Source organism: Butyrivibrio sp. WCE2006, assembly GCF_000701985.1.
Taxonomy (GTDB): domain Bacteria; phylum Bacillota; class Clostridia; order Lachnospirales; family Lachnospiraceae; genus Butyrivibrio.
In genome coordinates this window covers 26,641-46,887 of sequence record NZ_JNKH01000021.1, presented here as the reverse complement: position 1 = coordinate 46,887, position 20,247 = coordinate 26,641, and the positions used below count along the sequence as shown (strand labels likewise).

The window sequence follows — 20,247 nt, the reverse complement described above, 5'->3', positions numbered from 1 at the left end:
CGTTTACTTCTTCCTCTTTCCAAGCTGGATTTTACGCATACCCTTTATCAGCTGAGTGAGCTGTCTTCTGGCAGGACAAATGTAGCTGCAGCATCCGCATTCGCAACATTCCATTCCATATTCGGCAAGGAATTTTTCTTCCTGACCATTCTCAACATCATCAGCAAGGTTTTTGGGAATTAGTCTCTCAGGACATACATCCACACACTTTGCGCAATTAATGCAGGCACTTGGCTCCATTGCAGAAACTGCATCCTCTGTCAGACAGGTAAGAGCTGATGCCGTCTTGGTTGTAGGAACATCCAGGTCAAATAATGCAAATCCCATCATGGGACCACCTGAAATAATCTTTGCAGGTGCTTTAACAAATCCGCCGGCATCATCGAGTAGTTCTCTGTAATTTGTGCCGATTCTGACCTTATAGTTTCTGGGATCTGCTACTGCATCACCTGTGATGGTAACGATTCTCTCCATAAGCGGGCGCCCCTCTATGACAGCTCTGCTTATGGCGCACAAGGTATCAACATTATCAACTATGCAGCCTGCATCAGCAGGAAGCATTGATGAATTAATCTCTCTTTTTGTACATGCATAAATCAGCATGCGTTCTGCACCTTCAGGGTATTTTGTCTGAAGTGCCTTAACCATGATCTTATCGTCATCCTTTGTGAGCTCACGGAATTTTGCAATACAATCAGGCTTATTGTCTTCGATAGCCAGAATTCCTCTCGCATTTGGGAAAAGAGAAACTGCAATCCTAAGTCCACTCAAAAGGAGCTCAGGATCCTCTATCATACGTCTGTAGTCACTTGTAAGATAAGGTTCACATTCCGAGCAATTGGCGATTACATATTCAATTTTCTCTGGTTCCTTTGGAGACATTTTGACCGCAGTAGGGAATCCGGCACCGCCCATTCCGACAACTCCGGCTTCTCTGATGAGATTGATCTTCTCCTCGGTGGTAAGTTCTTCGAGAGGCTTCGTGGGAAGCATTTCTCCTTCCTCGTACAAGCCGTCATTCTCGATGATGATGCTGTCACACATACTACCTGTAGCCAGTCTCCGTTTTTCGATTCCTTTGACTGTTCCTGATACCGATGCGTAGATCGGTGCTGAGACGAAACCTGCCGATTCTGCAATCTTCTGTCCCACCAGTACATGATCGCCCTTTTCAACAATAGGCTTTGCAGGTGCACCGATATGCTGTGATATCGGATAGACAAGATCACCCTTTGGCAGAATTTCCTTGATGGGTTTATCCTTGGAAAGTTCTTTGCCTTCGTAAGGATGCACTCCGCCCACAAAAGTTAATTTAGCCATTTCCTACCCTTCCTTTTTAGCCATAGCAGGCCATATTTTCTTGTTCAGAATATTATTTACATAATGGAAAATAATAGAAGCCCCCATAAGTGTAATTATTCCAAACGAATAAATACCTTTTTTATTATACTACAAATTAAATAATTAGTCAGATTTTAATAAGAAATCTACTCATTTATTTTCACAATTTCTATGATAAAATGAATATGTTTGAAAAACAGATACTGATCAATGAGGTGTGCTTGTATGAAAATTATTGATGAAATTATCACTGAATCAGCAGAAAGCTATCCCCTTGAGAGAATATCCGACTCTCCGGAGGATATTTTATTTATCGACATTGAAACAACAGGTCTTTCACCAAAAAACAGTCTGATTTACCTGATAGGCTGCGCTTATTACAGAAACGAGACCTGGAATCTTAGGCAGTTTTTTTCCGACAGCCGTGGTGAGGAAGAGGATCTTCTGCTCTCTTTCATGGACTTTGCAAAAGATTTCCATATTCTGCTCCATTTTAACGGCAATAGATTTGATCTTCCTTTTATTGAATTTAAGTGTGATCGTTTTCATATAAAAAATCATCTTGAAGAATGCGAATCCATAGATATTTATAAGCGTCTTGCTCCATATAAAAATATTCTTGGAGTTCCGGACTGCAAACAGAAAACCATCGAGCTTTTCCTTGGCATAGACCGCACCGATGTATATTCAGGAGGTGAACTGATAAAGGTCTACAAGGATTATCTTTTGAATAAGGATGAGAAGTTATATAATCTTCTGCTCCTGCACAATGCCGATGATGTCCGTGGAATGTTCATGCTTCTTCCTGCGCTTTTCTATCATGATCTTTTCCGGGCTCTTTTAGACAGAAAGGTTGTGCTTTTCAGAACCGATGCTCCGGAATACCCACAGGTTCGTTCCGGATTTTGTATAGATGAAGGCTCTGATAATGAGTCTCCCGATGCAGTTATTGACCTTCCGGTTCGTGCAATGAAGGTGCAGGCCAATTATTACAAGGATTTTGATGGAAAACAAAAAGAAGAGATACTTATGAAAATATCTCTTCCTGATACTCTTCCATCTTCCATTGGCGGGTCTGCGGATGGATGCTTTTTCAAGGCGGAAGGCGCTACAGCGACTTTGAGAATTCCGCTTTATGAGACTGAGCTTAAGTATTTCTACAACAATTACAGGGATTACTATTATCTGCCTGCTGAAGATCAGGCGCTTCATAAATCCGTTGCTCAGTTTGCTCCCAAATCCCACAGAGTCCAGGCCACTGCCTCCACCTGCTACACCAGGAAACCGGGACAATATCTGGCTGAGTGGGATGCAATATTCTCCCCGGTTTTCAAAAAAGACTATGCCGACAAGTCACTGTTTTTTGAGCTGACCGATGAGCTGAAAAAGAGCCGCGCAGCCATGAGCTTATACGCTGTGCATGTTATGGCTCATATAATTGAACGAGCTTAAACCTTGTTCTTTCTGATATTATAAAAACCTCCCGGGCTACGGGAGGTTTTATTTGAGCAGAGCCCCCAACGATGCCCTTCACGAACTTGTTACTTAATATATCAAGCTTCCAATGCCTGTCTGATATCTTCTATAAGGTCTTCTTTATCTTCAAGGCCGCAGGAAATTCTTATAAGTCCTGCAGGAATTCCTGCTGCTTCAAGCTGCTCATCTGACATCTGTCTGTGAGTTGAGGTTGCAGGGTTGAGGCAGCATGTTCTTGCATCAGCTACATGAGTCTCGATAGCACAGAGCTTTAATCTGCTCATGAACTCCTCTGCTGCCTTCCTTCCACCCTCAATCTCGAAGGATACAACTCCGCATCCGCCGTTACCCATATATTTCATTGCAAGGTCATAGTACTTATTGCTCTTAAGTCCGGGATAATTTACATTTACAACTTTCGGATGTTTTTCAAGAAACTCAGCAACAGCAAGTCCATTTTCAACATGGCGGGGCATGCGCACATGAAGTGATTCAAGTCCAAGATTTAAATAAAATGCGTTCTGAGGTGCCTGAATGCTTCCAAGGTCTCTCATAAGCTGAGAGGTGGCTTTAGTTATGAAAGCGCCTTCTTTTCCGAACTTCTCTGCATAAACGATTCCGTGATAGGATTCATCAGGCTTTGTAAGTCCGGGATATTTGTCGGCATGAGCCATCCAGTCAAACTTTCCTGAATCAACGATGGCACCGCCCACTGCTGCTCCGTGGCCGTCCATGTACTTTGTTGTGGAATGTGTTACTATGTCAGCGCCCCATTCAAAAGGTCTGCAATTCACAGGAGTGGGGAATGTGTTATCAACTATAAGCGGCACTCCGTGAGAATGAGCAGCCTTTGCAAATTTCTCTATATCAAGGACTGTGAGCGCAGGGTTCGCGATCGTCTCGCCGAATACTGCCCTGGTGTTATCCTGAAATGCTGCATTAAGCTCTTCTTCTGTACATTCAGGATCAACGAAGGTTGCTGTGATGCCCATTTTTGCCATGGTCACAGAGATAAGGTTGAAGGTCCCTCCATAGATAGATGCTGAAGCAACGATATGATCACCTGCTTCGCATATATTGAAAAGTGCAAAAAAATTAGCTGCCTGTCCGGAAGATGTGAGCATTGCTGCTGTTCCTCCTTCAAGTTCAGCAATTTTTGCTGCAACATGGTCATTTGTGGGATTCTGAAGTCTGGTGTAAAAATATCCTTCCGCCTCCAGATCAAAGAGTTTTCCCATATCGCTACTTGTATCATATTTGAATGTAGTAGACTGAACTATCGGTATCTGTCTGGGTTCCCCATTTCCCGGAGTGTAGCCTCCCTGAACACACTTGGTGTTGATCCTGTAATTTTTCATAACGTCTCCTCTCTTGTTTATATTGGATATCGAATTTCTTATATAAAAACTGAATCCATTTTTTATTTAGCATCTAAAAAGTAATAGCTGACTTTCCTCTATAACTTACGTCCGTTTATGAACCAAAATACCACTGATAATATAAAGAAAACAAGTGTTGCAAGCGCAAGTACTGCTTCTACTATAAGTGATATCTTCCACTTAAGATGCATTTCTTTAATATTCTGCGGTCTCTCAGGCCAGGATATTAGTATTATAGCCCCTACAATTCCACTAAGTGTAAGGGTTGTTGTTCCTATTAAAATAAAAATATCAAGCATGACGCCACCTCTATATTATTAGACAACCTGCCTGTCACTTCAAGTGTTTTTCAATTGTGTCATTTTTATTATATATTGATAATCAAATCCATTGCAATACATTGCAATTATTGCTATTGTATGTTGATGATTGTTTTATTCCACAGACAAAATGGAGATTTTATGAAAAAAAATCTGAAAACAGAATTCAGCACCAGACAGTATATGCTGTCACGTGATTTTGAAATCTATTATTACAATGACAAAACTATCCCGGATGTTAAGGCTCATACCCATGATTATTATGAGTTCTATTTTTTTATGGGCGGCCATATCATTATGTATATTGACGGTAAATCATTTGTGCCTGTTCCCGGAACCATGATCATTATTCCACCCGGGGCTGCCCATTTTGCAAGGCTTTTGGATTCAGACTCTCCCTACAAGAGATTCGTCTTTTGGGTAACTGAGGACTTTCTTCATACACTTTCAAATATTTCTGAGGATTACCTTTTTCTCACTGACAAAACGAAGCCATCAGGTCGATTTTTCATACATAAATTTACTGAAATTGAGTTTAATGCTATTCAGGGAAAAGTGTTCACTCTCATTGATGAGATTAATTCTGACAGATTTGGAAAAGATGCAAAGATTCTGATATCTGTCAGTGATTTTATGTTATCAATAAACAGAATGGTTCATGAAACAGAGAATCCTTCAATAACCAATTCTGAACCGGATTCACTGTATCAGAGTATCATTTTATACATCGAGTCTCATATAGACGAAGACCTCTCGCTGGACAAATTGGCCGATATTTTTCATGTGAACAAGTTCCATATATCTCATCTGTTCTCTGATACGAACGGTCTTCCTTTACATAAATATGTAATTAAAAAGCGCCTTGCCATGTGCAAAGACGCAATTTTGAATGGTCAGGATATTTCTGCCACAGCTGCAGCTTATGGTTTTACGGATTACTCGGTATTTTACAGAGCATTTGTTAAAGAGTACGGTATTTCGCCTAAAAAATATCGCAATGAGGTGGTGCGTAATAAACAATGATCAGCTTCATTATCACACACTTTTATTTCTATTCTGTCTCCGTACTTTGTTTATGTGCCGCTCAAAATCTCCGCTCTCAATCAGTGTCGCAATCACATACTGATCAAGTGGCGGAACAGGACATTCATAGAATCCGGTTTTTTCATTAAAAAGTTCAAGCAGCTCATCAGGAAGAACCATGTATGCGCATCTGGCATAGCTTCCGATTGTTCTGGTGAAGGTGTTTACATATATGACACGTCCCTCGGTATCGAGAGAATAAATTGTTTCCTCAGGTTTTCTGCTTGGTGTAAATTCTGATTCAAAGTCATCCTCCACAATATAACCGTCATTTTTTTTGCTCCATTTCAGGTATTCTCTTTTCTTGGCGGCAGATGCAGTTACTCCGCTGGGGAAACTTCTATAAGGACTGATATGAAGGACTTTCATTTTCCCTTTCCAAAGCTCATCGCTGTCAACTCCATCATTTCCCAAATTCAGCATTTCTATATTAGCGCCGCCTGCTTCGTAAACCTTCTGAATTTTAGGATAGGATGGATTCTCTATTCCATAGATGATGTCCCGTCCGAAAGTCTGCACGATAAGGCCATACAAATACTCAGCCCCCGCGCCGATAATTATCTGATCAGATGAAACCTCCAGTCGTCTCGATCTGCTAAGATAATGAGCGATGGCATTTCGAAGTTCAAAGGTACCGTTTTTAGGAGACTTTGTCATTATGTAGTTTTCATATTCACTAAGGACACGCCTAACGGTTTTGGCATATATTGAATATGAAAATTTCGCCGCAGCAGGAGCAACCTGCTTTATAGTATTCCCCTTCTCTCCGGTTTCCTCTGTCTTTTTATTAGCTGCAGGCTTTCTTTCTTTTAATCCTGTATAGATTTCCTTGTCATCAAAAGTCACAAAATATCCGCTTTTTTCCTTAGCCGTTATGTATCCTTCCTCAATCAAAAGCTCATAGGCATGCTCAACTGTGATAACACTGACTCCCATGGCTTCTGACATGACTCTCTTTGACGGAAGCTTGGTATTAACCGGATATCGACCATTAATGATATCCTCTCGTACCTGCTCGTAAACCTTAAGATATCTCTTATTTGTGTCCATTTTCACACCTGCCCGTCTTTTTGTAAAATCTATTATTATTCTGCTATAGACTTTATAATATTTCTTTATATTTATTTCGCCCATGTCTGGTTATATAAAAAAATCCAAATCTGATATTTTTAATATTACCAGTTTGATGATATATTATGTTAAGTCAATAAGTCAACGAAAAATAATTCATATTGGTCACGGAGGAGATTATGAGAAACGATCGAATTACAAGAATTTCGTATGCAGGCCTTATGGCTGCACTTTGCTATGTAGGTTACGCGGTATTTCCTGCTATAAACGCTTCAGGCACGAAGGTTCATGTAGGAAATGCATTTGTGGTACTCGGCGCTTTACTTTTAGGAGGTCTTTACGGCGGACTTGCCGGAGCTATCGGTTTATCCCTTGCTGATATCATCTCCGGCTACGCAGCCTCCGCTCCAAGAACTTTCATCTGCAAACTGGTAATAGGTTTGGTAGTAGGTCTTGTTGCTCACAAGATTGCAAAGATTTCTGATGATAACAAAAAAGCATATGTTCTCAAGTGGTCTATCATAGCAGCTATTGCAGGACTTGGATTTAACTGTGTGTTTGAGCCCTCACTTAAGTATGTGTGGTACACAATTCTTACCCCCAATGCTGAGAAAGCAGCTTCCGCAATCAGCGCTCTTGTAGCAGTTACAACCTATGCAACAATAATAAATGCAGTAATCAATTCACTTATTGCTATAGTTCTTTACAATGCACTTCGTCCTGCACTGTTTAAGGCTAACCTTTTCCCGTCAATAACAAGACACGAGATTCATCAGGCATCATGAAAATACATGGCTTACAAAAAATGACATTATTGGACTATCCGTCAAAAGTAGCAGCAACCGTCTTTTTAGGCGGTTGCGATTTTAAATGTCCATTTTGTCACAATTTTGAAATCGTAAACGGAACTCTCCCTCCAATAATGGATGAGGATGAGCTTTTTTCATTTTTAGAAAAACGCAAAGGTCTACTTGATGGCATTGTGGTAACAGGTGGGGAGCCTTGCATAAATCCTTCACTCCCCTCTCTTTTATCCGGAATCAAAGACCTGGGATATCTGGTTAAGCTTGATACCAATGGATATCATCCGGAAATACTTAACAATCTGATAGGCGAAAAACTTATAGATTATATTGCGATGGATATTAAGAATTCACGGGATAAATACGCTATGACCTGCGGCTTGTCATTTCTTAATACCGATATCATCTCCAGAAGTATAGATATTATTATGAATTCAGGACTCTATTATGAATTCAGGACTACTGTAATCCATGAATATCACACCGCTTCTGATTTTGAAGATATAGGAAGATGGATTGAGGGTGCAAAAGCATACTATCTTCAGCAGTACATTGAAAGAGATACTGTTCCTGATAAGAGTCTTACATCTCCTTCAAAAGATAAAATGTCCGAATTCCTTGATATTGTAAAGAAATATGTACCAAATTCATCATTAAGAGGTATTGAGTAATGGAAAGCGACCCGCAGGTAATACTTCATCAAACCTGTATCTCGTCTTCTTCCGGCAGGTGGAATTTGGATATAACCACAATGGTATCTCCCTGCTTTAATTTCACACCGCCCTTCGGAACTATTGTGCGGGAGCCGCGTTTAATTGATAACAGGATCGTCTGTCTTGGGAAATTCAGGTCTTTTATAAACTTATCATTCCAAGGGTGAGTGGGACCAAGTGTGACTTCCTTCAGATTCATGGGAGTATCATTTTTTAAAGCCTGCGCTCCGATTACTACTTTGTCCCCCGGTTCAAACACTATATTTCCGTTTGGAATGATAGTATTTCCCTGTCGTTGGATCATTGCTATCAGCGCTCCGTGTGGCATCTCCACTTCTCTTACTTTCTTGTTTACCCACTTATCTTTAGTGCTTAGCTGAATCTTTATAAAATGCATGTCGATAGATTTTGAGTAGTCGCCCATGTGCTTAAGCTTAGTGTACTGTTCCACAAAACCTGCGGAAATAATACCTGTAGGGATGGCTACTATCAAAACTCCCAGAAAAGCAAGTATAATTCCAAAGACTTTTCCCATAATAGTCACAGGGTAAATGTCTCCATAACCTACTGTCAGAAGTGTTGATGCAGCCCACCATATTCCTGAAAATGCATTTTCAAACACATCAGGCTGAGCCTCATGCTCAAGGGAGTACATGCACAGGCTTGATGCAAGCATCATTACAGCTATGATAAATACCGAAGATAAAAGCTGCTGCGCTTTATTTTTAATGATCTCAGTTATTACATTTAAGGAATCATAGTAAGCATTTATTCTGAAAAGCCTCAGAACTCTGGCCACTCTGAACATTCTAAAGGCCGTGGCTCCAGCCGGAAAGAAAAACGGCAAATAGTATGGTAAGAAGCTTAAAAGATCAATTATTCCAAGCAGTGAAAAGAAATAGGCGATAAATGCCTTAAATTCAGATTTATCAGGGTACATGCACTTAGCGCATATTGCCCTTAAAATATAATCGATGGCAAAAAACAGAACGGTCCAGTATTCCACCTGTTCAAGAACACTGCCGCATACAGATTGTACGTCATCAAATGTAGAAAGGACCGCTGCGACAAGATTTAATACCAGAGCAGCTGATCCTATAACGTCATAGACTACACTCGGAAAATCTCCGAGATATCCCACAGATATAATTCTGAAAAGTTTACTCCTGAACTCATTAAACCCTCTATTTTTTTCCACAGCACTCTCCCCTATTTAGATCTCCTGCATTAATCATTTCCCCATAAAATTTAACAATCCAACTTATTATCAAATTTCTGCAGGAACTATTTATCTGCCCGAATATCACATTCCCTCAAGGTACCAGAATTCTGATATTTTTATTTATCATCGGCTCTGAATTCTATCGCATCACCGGGCATAAGTGGTTTGCTGAAATAATATCCCTGAATAATATCAGCGCTAAATGCTCTCAGCTTTTCATACTGCCACTTCTCCTCTACGCCTTCAACGATTACCTTCTTGTCGATGTCATGTACAAGCTGGATGACATCCTTTATGAAAGAATCCTTTCCATCCTCTAAGTAACCATCAACCAGGGATTTATCGAGTTTTACATAATCAACAGGGATATATGTAAGATAGCCAAGGGAGGAATAGCCGGTTCCAAAATCATCCATTAGAAGCTTGATTCCAAGCTCATTAAATTGCTCAAACAGTCTCTCTGCCTGGTCTGTGCGCTCAAGGAAAAGTCCTTCAGTTATTTCTATTTCAACAAACTCTCCAGAAATATTATAACTCGAAAGAAGGCCCTTAATAAAGTCCACGTAACCTGTATCACCTATCTGGTTACTTGAAAAATTTATGGAAACAGGATGCAGTTTTTTGCCCTCATCACGCCAGGTTGCAAGCTGTTTTATTACCAGTTCGGTCGTAACTCTTCCAAGTCTTCCAATCCATCCGCTGGTCTCAAGAATCGGTATAAACACATTGGGATAAAGCCCTTCTGCCTTTATTCTTACAAGAGCTTCGTAGCCTGTTACCTGCTTGGTTTTTGCATCAATCTGAGGCTGATATACCATGTAGAATCCATCATTATCGAAAGCATCAAGAATCTTTGCCTTGATCTTGTTTTCTTCACGAACTTTTTTCTTTAACTCATCTGCATATTTGAAGGCTTTATTTCGTCCTCTGACCTTTGCTTCATACATGGCGATCTCTGCGTTCATGATATGCTGATCGGGCAAAGTCGCACCGTCAGACACAGAGATTCCGATACTGCAGGACAGAATGATGGTTTCATCTCCAACAGGAATCGGTGTCCTGAACATATTTAATATCTCTTCTATTGAATTTGAGTTTTCATCAAGCTGTTCATTTGGCACCATCAGCAGGAACTCGTCGCCTCCGTATCTGGCGATCATCCAGTTCCTGGCATCCGCCATGTGTTCAAGTTCCAGTGCCAGATATTTCAATATTTCATCCGCAAGCTGATGTCCGTAGGTCTCATTTACATCCTTAAAATTATCTATATCTATCATCAGAACTGAATATACATGTTTTATGGTGAAATTCTCGCGCAGATAATCTACAGCACTTCGCCTGTTCAGAATATCCAAAAAGTCATCATGTTCTGCCTGATACTTTAGCTTTTCCTGGGATTTGATCAGCTCATCCTTGGATTCCCTTAGTTCATTATTGGTTTCTTTACCTATAAGTACCGTAGTGTATACAGCACCCAGAAGTGAAACCATAGAAAGAAAGATAAGTCCGAGTGTAGGGAATAAATTTCCATACATATCAACGAAAGTCAGTGGTCTGTTGAATATGACTGCATCATTGGGAAGCTTTTTCTCATCGATATCATATTTTTGCAGCATCAGATAATCAAATTCGGAAAAATGCGGAGTATCAACCACCAGCTTATCATTCTTTATGCTTTTTCCGCTCAGTAGGTCAGTCATATATTTTGCTGCCATTTTGCACTGAATTGTAAAATCTATACCAATACTGCCCAGCACACCATCACTAAAACCACTGGAAAAATTACGCATTATCGGAATATCCGTATTATTTATTATTATGTTGGTCATCTCATTTGTGGAATGGACAACCTTAACAGAATCAGTGAAGCAGGTCATAAAAATCAAAACTGCATCTGATGGTATTTTTTGAATTTCTGTATCCAGATCTTCAAAAGGTATTGTGGCGATATTTATCTCTTTGAATTCATATTCAGGATGGTTATTTTTTACTCTGTTATAAAGCACCCTGTCTGCCAGACCTGCCGGAGAATTATCATGAATTCCATAATATACTTTCTTATCAGGCATGAGCTTAATGGCAAGTTCTATGGTATCAACAAGATAATCATTTTCAAAAAAGCCATACATTTCGTATCTCTCAACGGCCATCTGCGCGAGAGTCATATTATTTACACCAAAGAAAACAATGGGGATATCATGAAAAATATCCTCGTGATATTGCATCGCAAATTTCACTGCCTCATCATCTGCCAGCAGCACACCATCGTAGTCTCTCTGAATATTTACTCTTTCAACAAAATAATTGTGAAATGTTTCGATATCTTTTGAAGAGCCGTGCTTTTTAGCATCCATGAACATTACATCAAATTCGATGCCATTTGGTTCAAAGATTTCTCTAAGCCCTTCAACCTGGGGTTCAAATGTATAATACTGGGAATTATAAGAAGTCAACAAAAGAACTCGATGCTGCACCTCACCTTTGTAAATAGGGCTACCCATCGAGAGAGTACTATCCTTTGTCACAAACTGCCGAAGATACCAGACGGCTACCAAGAGACTCAGGACACTTATCAAAATGAATACCAAACGTACTTTTTGTAGTGTACTCTGTTTCGTCATAAAAACACCGACCTCATAATGATATTAATAATTCTACCACTATAAGAATCGATGTTTATGAATTAAGACTTATGTATCTGTATTTATATTAAAGAATACATAAATTTTCTATAAATTTATTGATAATAATTTTATGTTTAAAAATATCGTATTTTTCAAACAAACGGATTATAGAACCTGTTCCCATCGTGATATGTGAGTATAAGCGCCGCAGCACTGAGAATCACAGCAAAAAACAGCACTACATAATCTCTCACGGTCAGCTTTTTTCTTGAATACCAGCTGCGTTTCTTCTTTTTGCCAAAGCCCCTAAGTTCCATGGCATTACTTACTATGTCAATTCTCTCCATGGATGAAAAAAGAAGCGGAAATATTATTACGGCTGTATTGGTGATCCTGGAAATGAGATTTCCCTTTTTGCTCATCTCTATTCCTCTTGCTTCCTGAGCATTTTTTATTTTATGAAAATCATCCTGCACATCAGGAATATATCTAAGGGCAATCTCAACTGCATAAGCTAAAGTGTAGGGAACTCCGATGCCGTTTAAGGATGCCGCGAGCTCACTGGGATCAGTGGTAGTAAGGAAAATGAAAGCTCCAGGTATTACCGTGAAATACTTCATTGTGACGTTAAGTTCATAGAAAAGCTGTTCTTTCGTAACAATGTAATTCCCGAATATAGCAAAAAGGTCTGTTCTCGTACCATAGATTTTACAACCTTCAAAGGGTGCAAATATAAATATTCCCAGCATGTTGATGATCATGAAAAACATGATTGCATAAAAAACTTTCGAGACCTGTTCCCATTTGGTTCCGGATATATAATATATCACCGCACCTATAACCAGCATCGCTGCCAGTACTCTGGTATCATAGGTAAGCGCACTTGTAAAACACCAAAGGAGAAATACTATCAGTTTGGTCAGTCCGCTAAGTTCATGAATAAATGTATCCTGTTTTTCATAGGACAAAACCTTAGCCATTTTTGCCTCCTTGCTCTGACTTACTCCGGTCGGATGCTCTCCTGTGCCTGTTTTCATCATCGATAAATCTGGCTGCAAATTCAGGCGGGTTTTCTATACCACATCTTACGGCAAGATCGTAAAGAGATGTCTTTTTCAGATATGCAGCTTCACAGGTGTTCTCATCAGTAAGAATATCAAACGGAGGTGCATCTTTTATCAGATTACCGTTTGTCAAAACCAGCGTTCTGTCTGTGTATTCGAGCATAAGATGCATGTCATGGGTAATCATCAGTATGGTAATATTCGTCTTATCCCGAAGCTCTTTCAAAAACTCCATTATCTCCGTATAATGTGCAAAATCCTGCCCTGCAGTGGGCTCATCAAGGATGATTAGTTCCGGATTCATCACAAGAATTGATGCTATTGTAAGTCGTTTTTTCTGGCCAAAAGAAAGAGCTGACACAGGCCAGTTTCGCTGCTGATATAAACCGCATATTTTAAGAGTTTCATTTACTCTCTTTTCAATCTCGTCATCAGGCACTTCCCTGACCTTGAGACCAAGTCCGACTTCCTCAGATATCATAGGCTTACTGATCATCTGATTCGGGCTTTGCATCACAATCCCTATCCTGTCCCCTCTCTCCTTTATGGAAAGACCGGAAATATCCTGTCCACGAAAATATATATCACCGGAAACCGGTTTTAAAAATCCGCAGATAAGCGAAGAAAGCGTGGTTTTCCCCGCTCCGTTTTTTCCAACCAGAGCAACCATCTCTCCCCGTCTTAATTTAAAACTGACATTATTCAGAATATCTCTTTTCTTGTCATATCTGAAACAGAGATTCTTTACCTCTAAAATGACATCCTCTGAATACTGCTTTACCGAAGGCTTAACGGAATAAAACCATTTTTTTATGTCTTCTTTGTACGGCTCTAAGTCCATAATCTCGATATTTCTCGGATTGGACGAAGGCTGTATTTTTGCTCCTGAAGCCTTAATCGCAGATATGTAGAGCGGTTCTCTGATTCCGTTATCAGAAAGTAGATTGCTGCAAAGAAGGTCGTCAGGTCTCATGTCTGCAACTATCGTTCCATTGCCCATCAGAATAATCCTGTCAACATCCCTGTAAAGTGCATCTTCAAGTCTGTGTTCAATGATCACAATTGTGACATCATCATTTTTTGATATATCATCTATCAGCTTAATGGCGCTCTTGCCGGTGGCAGGATCCAGATTCGCCAGCGGTTCATCAAACAAAAGGATCTTAACATCGCTCACCATAACTCCGCCAATTGAAACCTTCTGCTTCTGCCCTCCTGACATAGCTCCGGGTGCGTAATCCAGTAAATCTGTAAGTTCAAGCTTTTCCGATATTTTTGCCACTCTCTGTACCATCTCATCCTGCGGTACATCGTCATTTTCCAAAGCAAATGCAATATCTTCAGCAACCGTAAGTGCAATGAACTGACCATCTGTGTCCTGCAGTACTGTTCCTACAATCTGTGACATGCCAAACACTCCGAGCTTGCCGGGATTTTTCCCACAAACTCGGAGTGTTCCATTAACCTCACCTGAATATGAACATGGAATCAGTGCATTAAGGCAATTAGCCAGAGTTGATTTCCCGGAACCTGACTGTCCTACAATCAGAATTTTTTCTCCGGGGTAAATCTTCAGATTAATATCATTAAGTGTTGGAAATTGTTGAGCTTTGTACTTAAAAGAAAAATGCTCAAACTCAATAATAGGCTCACTCACGAAACTGTTAATCCTCCAATTTTAGTCCTGATGATTTTCCTGAAATCTTTGAATATGCAGATATAAGGATTGTTCCAAGAATTGCGATGATAATGATATTACCGACAAATGCAAATGCACCCTGAATAAATACTTTATTTGTAGGCTCTGCATAAATAAGAATATCAAGAGCAGGTGCAATTCCGATCCATGCTATAGCATTGGCTGCTGTCTGCACCCCATTAAAAATCAGTACATTGGTTGTTGATATGAAATTCCCTTCCTTAACAGCGTACTGCTTAGCAAAAAATCCAATTGCAGCACCAACAACTGCTTCAGGAATAACCCAGCTCCACCATACTGAGCCATAAAATATGGCATCTCCAAGAGCATGTCCCAGAACTCCGATCACACCCCCAACAATAGGTCCAAAAGCTGCGGCAAAGAATGCAAGTATTGCCATTCTGGGCTGGAGATATGTGTTAGGTATCAAAAACAACGGTATCTGTACAGCAGTTAATGCCACAAAAATAGCAGTTCCTATACCAACTGCTACAACTTCTTTAATTCCAAATTTTTTATTCATTCCAATCCTCCTCAAAAACATTTTAATTAATTATACAATAATAATTTTAAAAGTAAAATGTACGCAATAAAGTAATTTGGACAATTTGATACTTATTATTTTGTAGACAGCACACTGATTTTTTACTCAAATAAATATCCCCTTAAAGTGTATTCCTTATATCAGACTCGGAAATACTTTAAGGGGATCTAATTATCTTTAAGCCATCAAATCTCGAAGATATTCTGTTATCCGTTAGTTATTTTGCTAAGGAAGATTTTATTCTTCTTTAGCTTATTTGCTAAAGAAGTTATTTCTTTCTTCTTTGGTTATTTTGCTCCGGAAGATTTTACATTAGCCTTCAATCATGATCATCTTCTTCTCAGGAACCTTAGCCTGTTCTTTCTTAGGAACATTAAGACTAAGAACACCATGTCTGAATGTAGCCTTGATATCTTCTTCCGTAAGGTTCTCACCTACATAGAAGCTTCTCTGCATTGAGCCACTGTAGCGCTCCTGTCTGATAAGCTTGCCTCTGTGATCTGTCTCATCCTTATCAAGTCCCTTAGCTGCGCTCACTGTAAGGTATCCGTTATCAAGTTCCAGTGAAATCTCTTCCTTCTTAAAGCCCGGAAGATCAATATCAACTTCATAATGATCATCATTCTCATGAACATCTGTCTTCATCAGTCTGTCAGCGTGTCTTCCGTAGAGCTTCCTCTCGGTGTTATCAAAATCTCCAAACATCGGGAAATCAAACCAGTTATCAAACAACTTCTCATCAAAAATACTAGGCATCAACATAATAGTTACCTCCTTATATATAAAAGAATTTATAAACGTTGAGCATCGGAACCGGAGTCCATTCTATTTTATTGCTCCCTTTATTTCTGTTCCCTTGTTCTATAACTGTTATAACACTTGTTAGCACTCTTGTCAAGTGAGTGCTAATTATTTTTATGAATCATTTTTTCTTACGGAATGCATTTTGTGCTATATTATTGAATATAAAAAATAGAAGGGGTTTCAAGATGACTATTTTACAACTTAAATATGTTATTGCCATTGATGAAGAGTGTTCCATGAGAAAGGCTGCTGACAGGCTTTATGTATCTCAACCCGGTCTTTCAAGCGCCATAAGAGATCTGGAAAAAGAACTTGGAATACAGATCTTCGAGAGAGTCCACAACGGAGTTGTGACAACATCAGCTGGAGCATCATTTATTGCATATGCCAGAAATGCTGTGGAACAGTTTGAAAAGGTTGAAGAGAAATATCTTAATACCAGGAATGATAAGCCTACATTTTCTGTTTCCATGCAGCATTATACTATTGCTGTTAATGCATTTATTGAAACTGTTAAAGAATATGACCTTGATGAGTATCAGTTCTCCATTAAAGAAACTCAGACAAGCGAAGTAATTGAAGATGTCAAAAATCTGAAAAGTGAAATAGGTGTAATAGCGCTCAGTGATTTTAATAAAAACACTTTTAAAAAGATATTTGCTGATGCTTCTTTGGAGTTTCATGAGCTTTTCACCAGAAATACTTATGTGTACTTGAGAAAAGATCATCCTCTCGCAGGCAGGGACGAACTATCATTAGAGGAGCTTCAGGATTACCCCTGCATGGTATTTGATCAGGGCGATAATACATCTTTTTATTATAGAGAAGAGGCTCTTGCAACCTATGATTACAAAAAGATAATAAGCACCAACGAAAGAGCCACATCAATTGAACTTATGCTTGGACTCAATGGCTATGCTGTCGGAGCCGCAATGCTTGGTGATAGTCTCAATTCTTCTGATCTTACTCATATTAAATTAAAAGAGGAAGAGAATCTCACCTTCGGATACATTTTACGAAAAGGCGTGAAGCTCAGTGAAATGGGTGAAAAATTTGTAGAAAAACTGGAAATCTTTGCACAAAGTAATCCTCAGGATGCGTAAATAGACGATAAGATGTTATTTCGTGAATAAAGCCCACAACTTCTATGACCGGAAATTGTGGGCTTTTATAATAGAGCTTCCTTAACTGAAGAAATTATCCTGTTATAGTGTAAAGCTCATATACATCACTATTTAATTAACAGCAAAGTTTATCTTACTTTCATCGGTATCAGCCTAAGGTTCCCCGTTCCGAAAAAAAGAGAATTTCTTATCATTCCTATTCTGTAAAGATTTAAAATATAAAACATCATACACATTACAGTGGGTATACTAAAAGCTCTGATAAGCTCTTCAACGGTAGGTGGATAACCATGCCTTCTTGTGTAATTCCCAACATATTCTGCAATTTTTGATTCAAGTATTCTCATACGCCTTCCTTTCTTACAGTTTTTTGAAATACCAATAAAAATAATACCGAAAAAATGTTATTAAAATGTGTCTATTTCGTAAAAATCTAAAGGTAAATCAAATCAGGAAGTCATACTCAGCACAAGTGAGAATGCTTCAAAAAACTGATTAAGAGAGGATTTGGATTCATTATCGTCCAGAAGCGTTTTATAGACCATAGATATGGTATCTATAGTGTTTATTCCTGCTTTATCGCTAAGAATTATTGATGATAGTCCTTCAGACTTAGTGGAGTTATTAGTTGTAACCCATGAAAAACCTGCATCCTTAAGCTTGTTATTAAGCATAATCTCTCCTGCAAGAATTCCAAAAGGAGCAGCAATGTTCCTTGCTATTTCCTCAGTTACGAGATTTTTCTTTCGTAATGATTTGATCTGATCAATAACATTATCAAGCTTGTTCAGCGAATCATTGCCGGTAGGGCTGATTTCAATATTTGCCATCTTGGCACACATTTCAATGGCGCTGTCTGTAAGCGCAGTTATTTGCTCATGTGAAATATTTGTAATTTCAGAACTATTATCAGGACTCATTATATATTCCTTCCATGATCCTAAGGAGTACTGCTTGATGTGGATCTCTTAGGACAGTTTACTGTTTTCATAATTGACTTTACATTATCTTATTATTTATTCAATGTAATAAGATATCCGGCTTCAAAATTCTGACCTTCAGAAAGCTTCTGCTCATACTCTCTTTCTGCCAGTTCTCCGTTAAAGCCTTCTGCATCTGCTCTTCCATACCATGGTTCAAGGCAGATAAAAGGAGCATTTTTTCCTACAGGTGACCATATGCCAAGAACCGGTGCTTCAAAATCAAGCTTAACAAAGCACTTTCCTTCTGAAGAAGCTATTCCAACACTTGATACCTGGTTGTCCTCAAGTATAATTGCACCACCGTCAAATGTATGCTCATCAACTGCTATCCTGCCGTTGTCAGGAGTAAGCTCATAAAATTCATTAGCTGCCAGAGGATCGTGGAATTTTCTTACTTTCAGAGCCTTTCCAGAATAGCTTATATCATTGGAGGCAGATTTCTGCTCACCATCTCCGAGAACAATGTAATTTCCTTTAAGTGTTCCATCTTCGTTTAGTTCACAGTTAAATGCAGGATGCGCACCTATTGCAAACGGCATAGTCTCATTACCTGTATTCTTTACAAGCCAGCCGACTTTTATTGTGTTCGCATTCAAAACGTATGAAATCTGAAGTTCGAAATCAAAAGGGTATTTTGTAACCGTAACGTCATCTGATTTCAGTTCAAAAACTGCCTTGTCCGGAGTACTCTCTATACAGGTAAACTCCATATCTCTTGCAAAACCATGCTGTCCCATTTCATATGTCTTCCCGGCGTGACGGTATTTACCATCAGCAACAGCGCCGACAAACGGGAAAAGAACCGGTGATGTACGTCCCCAAAATTTGGCATCACCGCACCACATAAACTCTCTCTCAGCTATTTTTGCACTTTTAAGTTCAGCACCATGAGTATCTATTTCTGCACTTATGACACCATTATCCAATTTAATTCTCATTCAAACTTCCTCCAACCATTCTATTTCTAAATCAAATATGTCACATTAAGCTATGGAACATGCACAATATCAGAAACAATAGATTCCACTTCATTAGCCTCTCTGTTCACATCAGGCTAAGCTAATATCAAACAATCTGCCTAATCACCGATAAAACGGCTTCATATTTTTCAGTTCTTCATAAATAATCTTGTAATTATCGTATCTTACCTTTGAAATCTCTCCGTCCTCCAAAGCCTTTTTCACTCCGCAATCAGGTTCTGCAATGTGGCTGCATCCTCCAAATCTGCAAAAAGGCTCGTAGGGCTCAAACTCAGGATAATACAGTGGTAATTCCTCCGCAGTTATATCCTTTAGTGAAAGTGAGGTAAATCCCGGAGTATCAAAGATGTAGGTTGAACTCTCCTCATCTGACAAAGCAGGTATAAAAAACATCTCAGAGTGCCTTGTTGTATTGCGTCCACGGGAGATTTTTTTACTTAGCTCTCCGGTCTCCATGGCTGCCTCAGGATGAAGCCTGTTTAGAAGCGATGATTTTCCAACTCCACTGGGGCCTGCAACCACTGACGTCTTCCCCTTGAGCTTTTCACATAGTCTGTCTATCCCTGCACCCTCATGAACACTTATGAAAATGACTTCATAACCGCATTTTTCATAAGCATCCATCAGCTCCTGCTGCTCTTCTTTTGAAGCTATGTCCTGCTTGTTAAAGCAGATGATTACAGGCAGGCCATTCCTTCTCATCTGAATCAGGAACTTATCAAGCACATTGTAATTCGGATCCGGCTTTACTATAGCAAACAGAACAACCGCCTGATCGACATTCGCGACCGGCGGTCTTATAAGCTCATTTCGCCGGGGTAATATCTTAGTAATATTACCTGTTCCGGCATCCTCATCAATGATCTCAATATCTACATAATCACCAACGAGTGGTTTTATATTGTCTTTTCTAAAAATGCCCTTTGCTTTACATTCATAAACACGTATGCTTCCTGTGTTTACATAGTAAAAACCGGCAATTCCCTTAACAATCCTTCCCTTCATAGTACTCCTACT

19 protein-coding genes are annotated in these 20,247 nt (G+C 39.4%); 5 read left to right on the top strand and 14 right to left on the bottom strand.

All coding sequences use genetic code 11. The features are described 5' to 3' along the window. Positions 1–3: 3 nt before the first annotated feature. Positions 4–1,320, bottom strand: coding sequence for an electron transport complex subunit RsxC (rsxC, locus tag T501_RS12965; protein WP_026509764.1), 1,317 nt, complete (start codon positions 1,318–1,320; stop codon positions 4–6). Positions 1,321–1,566: 246 nt separating this feature from the next. Here rsxC and T501_RS12960 point away from each other — a divergent pair, with 246 nt between their 5' ends. Beyond that, the gene (locus T501_RS12960; RefSeq protein WP_044915244.1) at positions 1,567–2,793 is read left to right on the top strand and encodes a ribonuclease H-like domain-containing protein; all 1,227 of its coding nucleotides are present in this window, start codon (positions 1,567–1,569) and stop codon (positions 2,791–2,793) included. A 101-nt stretch (positions 2,794–2,894) separates the two neighbouring features. On the opposite strand, the gene T501_RS12955 is transcribed toward T501_RS12960, so the two are convergent. Together T501_RS12955 and T501_RS12950 are read right to left on the bottom strand one after the other, a co-directional pair. Continuing rightward, positions 2,895–4,175, bottom strand: coding sequence for an O-acetylhomoserine aminocarboxypropyltransferase/cysteine synthase family protein (locus T501_RS12955; protein WP_044915243.1), 1,281 nt, complete (start codon positions 4,173–4,175; stop codon positions 2,895–2,897). Positions 4,176–4,273: 98 nt separating this feature from the next. Then, a complete protein-coding gene (locus T501_RS12950; protein ID WP_026509761.1) occupies positions 4,274–4,495 on the bottom strand; it encodes a hypothetical protein in 222 nt (73 codons plus the stop codon). 162 nt (positions 4,496–4,657) lie between these two features. Here T501_RS12950 and T501_RS12945 point away from each other — a divergent pair, with 162 nt between their 5' ends. Further along, positions 4,658–5,539, top strand: coding sequence for a helix-turn-helix transcriptional regulator (locus T501_RS12945; RefSeq protein WP_044915242.1), 882 nt, complete (start codon positions 4,658–4,660; stop codon positions 5,537–5,539). Between the two features lie 12 nt (positions 5,540–5,551). Here the strand turns inward: T501_RS12945 and pdxR are convergent, their stop codons facing one another. After that, positions 5,552–6,649: a MocR-like pyridoxine biosynthesis transcription factor PdxR gene (pdxR, locus tag T501_RS12940; RefSeq protein ID WP_044915240.1), complete on the bottom strand. Its 1,098-nt coding sequence runs from the start codon at positions 6,647–6,649 to the stop codon at positions 5,552–5,554. 200 nt (positions 6,650–6,849) lie between these two features. Between pdxR and T501_RS12935 the strand changes: the two genes are divergently transcribed. Further along, the gene (locus T501_RS12935; RefSeq protein ID WP_026509758.1) at positions 6,850–7,455 is read left to right on the top strand and encodes an ECF transporter S component; all 606 of its coding nucleotides are present in this window, start codon (positions 6,850–6,852) and stop codon (positions 7,453–7,455) included. After that, entirely contained in the window at positions 7,452–8,144 is a 693-nt protein-coding gene (locus tag T501_RS12930; protein ID WP_044915238.1) for an anaerobic ribonucleoside-triphosphate reductase activating protein, read from the top strand. The genes T501_RS12935 and T501_RS12930 overlap by 4 nt, the downstream gene beginning before the upstream one ends. A gap of 28 nt (positions 8,145–8,172) precedes the next feature. Here the strand turns inward: T501_RS12930 and T501_RS12925 are convergent, their stop codons facing one another. The 6 genes from T501_RS12925 to T501_RS12900 all read right to left on the bottom strand — a co-directional run bounded on the left by T501_RS12925 (position 8,173) and on the right by T501_RS12900 (position 16,101). Next, on the bottom strand, positions 8,173–9,384 hold the full coding sequence (locus tag T501_RS12925) for an ion transporter (protein ID WP_044915236.1): 1,212 nt from the start codon (positions 9,382–9,384) through the stop codon (positions 8,173–8,175). Positions 9,385–9,524: 140 nt separating this feature from the next. Then, entirely contained in the window at positions 9,525–12,029 is a 2,505-nt protein-coding gene (locus T501_RS20335; protein ID WP_081843155.1) for a GGDEF domain-containing phosphodiesterase, read from the bottom strand. A 155-nt stretch (positions 12,030–12,184) separates the two neighbouring features. Next, on the bottom strand, positions 12,185–13,012 hold the full coding sequence (locus tag T501_RS12915) for an energy-coupling factor transporter transmembrane component T family protein (protein WP_044915234.1): 828 nt from the start codon (positions 13,010–13,012) through the stop codon (positions 12,185–12,187). Further along, positions 13,005–14,753, bottom strand: a complete 1,749-nt coding sequence (locus T501_RS12910; RefSeq protein WP_044915232.1) for an ABC transporter ATP-binding protein — start codon at positions 14,751–14,753, stop codon at positions 13,005–13,007. Before T501_RS12910 ends, T501_RS12915 begins: the two co-directional genes overlap by 8 nt. A gap of 7 nt (positions 14,754–14,760) precedes the next feature. After that, positions 14,761–15,318 (bottom strand): ECF-type riboflavin transporter substrate-binding protein, encoded by a 558-nt coding sequence (locus tag T501_RS12905; RefSeq protein WP_044915230.1) that lies wholly within the window; start codon positions 15,316–15,318, stop codon positions 14,761–14,763. 333 nt (positions 15,319–15,651) lie between these two features. Continuing rightward, complete coding sequence (locus tag T501_RS12900) at positions 15,652–16,101, bottom strand: Hsp20/alpha crystallin family protein (protein WP_044915228.1); 450 nt, start codon at positions 16,099–16,101, stop codon at positions 15,652–15,654. A 227-nt stretch (positions 16,102–16,328) separates the two neighbouring features. Here T501_RS12900 and T501_RS12895 point away from each other — a divergent pair, with 227 nt between their 5' ends. Next, positions 16,329–17,246, top strand: coding sequence for a LysR family transcriptional regulator (locus tag T501_RS12895; protein WP_044915227.1), 918 nt, complete (start codon positions 16,329–16,331; stop codon positions 17,244–17,246). 149 nt (positions 17,247–17,395) lie between these two features. On the opposite strand, the gene T501_RS12890 is transcribed toward T501_RS12895, so the two are convergent. From T501_RS12890 to rsgA, 4 genes are all read right to left on the bottom strand, one after another. Next, positions 17,396–17,614: a hypothetical protein gene (locus tag T501_RS12890; protein WP_026509752.1), complete on the bottom strand. Its 219-nt coding sequence runs from the start codon at positions 17,612–17,614 to the stop codon at positions 17,396–17,398. Positions 17,615–17,716: 102 nt separating this feature from the next. Next, entirely contained in the window at positions 17,717–18,187 is a 471-nt protein-coding gene (locus T501_RS12885; RefSeq protein ID WP_044915225.1) for a hypothetical protein, read from the bottom strand. A 92-nt stretch (positions 18,188–18,279) separates the two neighbouring features. Then, complete coding sequence (locus T501_RS12880) at positions 18,280–19,188, bottom strand: aldose 1-epimerase family protein (protein ID WP_044915224.1); 909 nt, start codon at positions 19,186–19,188, stop codon at positions 18,280–18,282. Positions 19,189–19,332: 144 nt separating this feature from the next. Beyond that, positions 19,333–20,235, bottom strand: a complete 903-nt coding sequence (gene rsgA / locus T501_RS12875; RefSeq protein WP_044915223.1) for a ribosome small subunit-dependent GTPase A — start codon at positions 20,233–20,235, stop codon at positions 19,333–19,335. Between the last annotated feature and the right edge of the window lie 12 nt (positions 20,236–20,247).

Bases quoted from the DNA above. Each gene is read 5' to 3' on its own strand.
- T501_RS12905 (WP_044915230.1), bottom strand. From the start codon at position 15,318: ATGAATAAAAAATTTGGAATTAAAGAAGTTGTAGCAGTTGGTATAGGA.
- T501_RS12945 (WP_044915242.1), top strand. From the start codon at position 4,658: ATGAAAAAAAATCTGAAAACAGAATTCAGCACCAGACAGTATATGCTG.
- T501_RS12955 (WP_044915243.1), bottom strand. From the start codon at position 4,175: ATGAAAAATTACAGGATCAACACCAAGTGTGTTCAGGGAGGCTACACT.
- T501_RS12880 (WP_044915224.1), bottom strand. From the start codon at position 19,188: ATGAGAATTAAATTGGATAATGGTGTCATAAGTGCAGAAATAGATACT.
- pdxR (WP_044915240.1), bottom strand. From the start codon at position 6,649: ATGGACACAAATAAGAGATATCTTAAGGTTTACGAGCAGGTACGAGAG.
- T501_RS12895 (WP_044915227.1), top strand. From the start codon at position 16,329: ATGACTATTTTACAACTTAAATATGTTATTGCCATTGATGAAGAGTGT.
- T501_RS12935 (WP_026509758.1), top strand. From the start codon at position 6,850: ATGAGAAACGATCGAATTACAAGAATTTCGTATGCAGGCCTTATGGCT.
- T501_RS12930 (WP_044915238.1), top strand. From the start codon at position 7,452: ATGAAAATACATGGCTTACAAAAAATGACATTATTGGACTATCCGTCA.
- rsgA (WP_044915223.1), bottom strand. From the start codon at position 20,235: ATGAAGGGAAGGATTGTTAAGGGAATTGCCGGTTTTTACTATGTAAAC.
- T501_RS12885 (WP_044915225.1), bottom strand. From the start codon at position 18,187: ATGAGTCCTGATAATAGTTCTGAAATTACAAATATTTCACATGAGCAA.
- T501_RS12960 (WP_044915244.1), top strand. From the start codon at position 1,567: ATGAAAATTATTGATGAAATTATCACTGAATCAGCAGAAAGCTATCCC.
- T501_RS12950 (WP_026509761.1), bottom strand. From the start codon at position 4,495: ATGCTTGATATTTTTATTTTAATAGGAACAACAACCCTTACACTTAGT.
- T501_RS12890 (WP_026509752.1), bottom strand. From the start codon at position 17,614: ATGAGAATACTTGAATCAAAAATTGCAGAATATGTTGGGAATTACACA.
- T501_RS20335 (WP_081843155.1), bottom strand. From the start codon at position 12,029: ATGACGAAACAGAGTACACTACAAAAAGTACGTTTGGTATTCATTTTG.
- rsxC (WP_026509764.1), bottom strand. From the start codon at position 1,320: ATGGCTAAATTAACTTTTGTGGGCGGAGTGCATCCTTACGAAGGCAAA.
- T501_RS12900 (WP_044915228.1), bottom strand. From the start codon at position 16,101: ATGTTGATGCCTAGTATTTTTGATGAGAAGTTGTTTGATAACTGGTTT.
- T501_RS12915 (WP_044915234.1), bottom strand. From the start codon at position 13,012: ATGGCTAAGGTTTTGTCCTATGAAAAACAGGATACATTTATTCATGAA.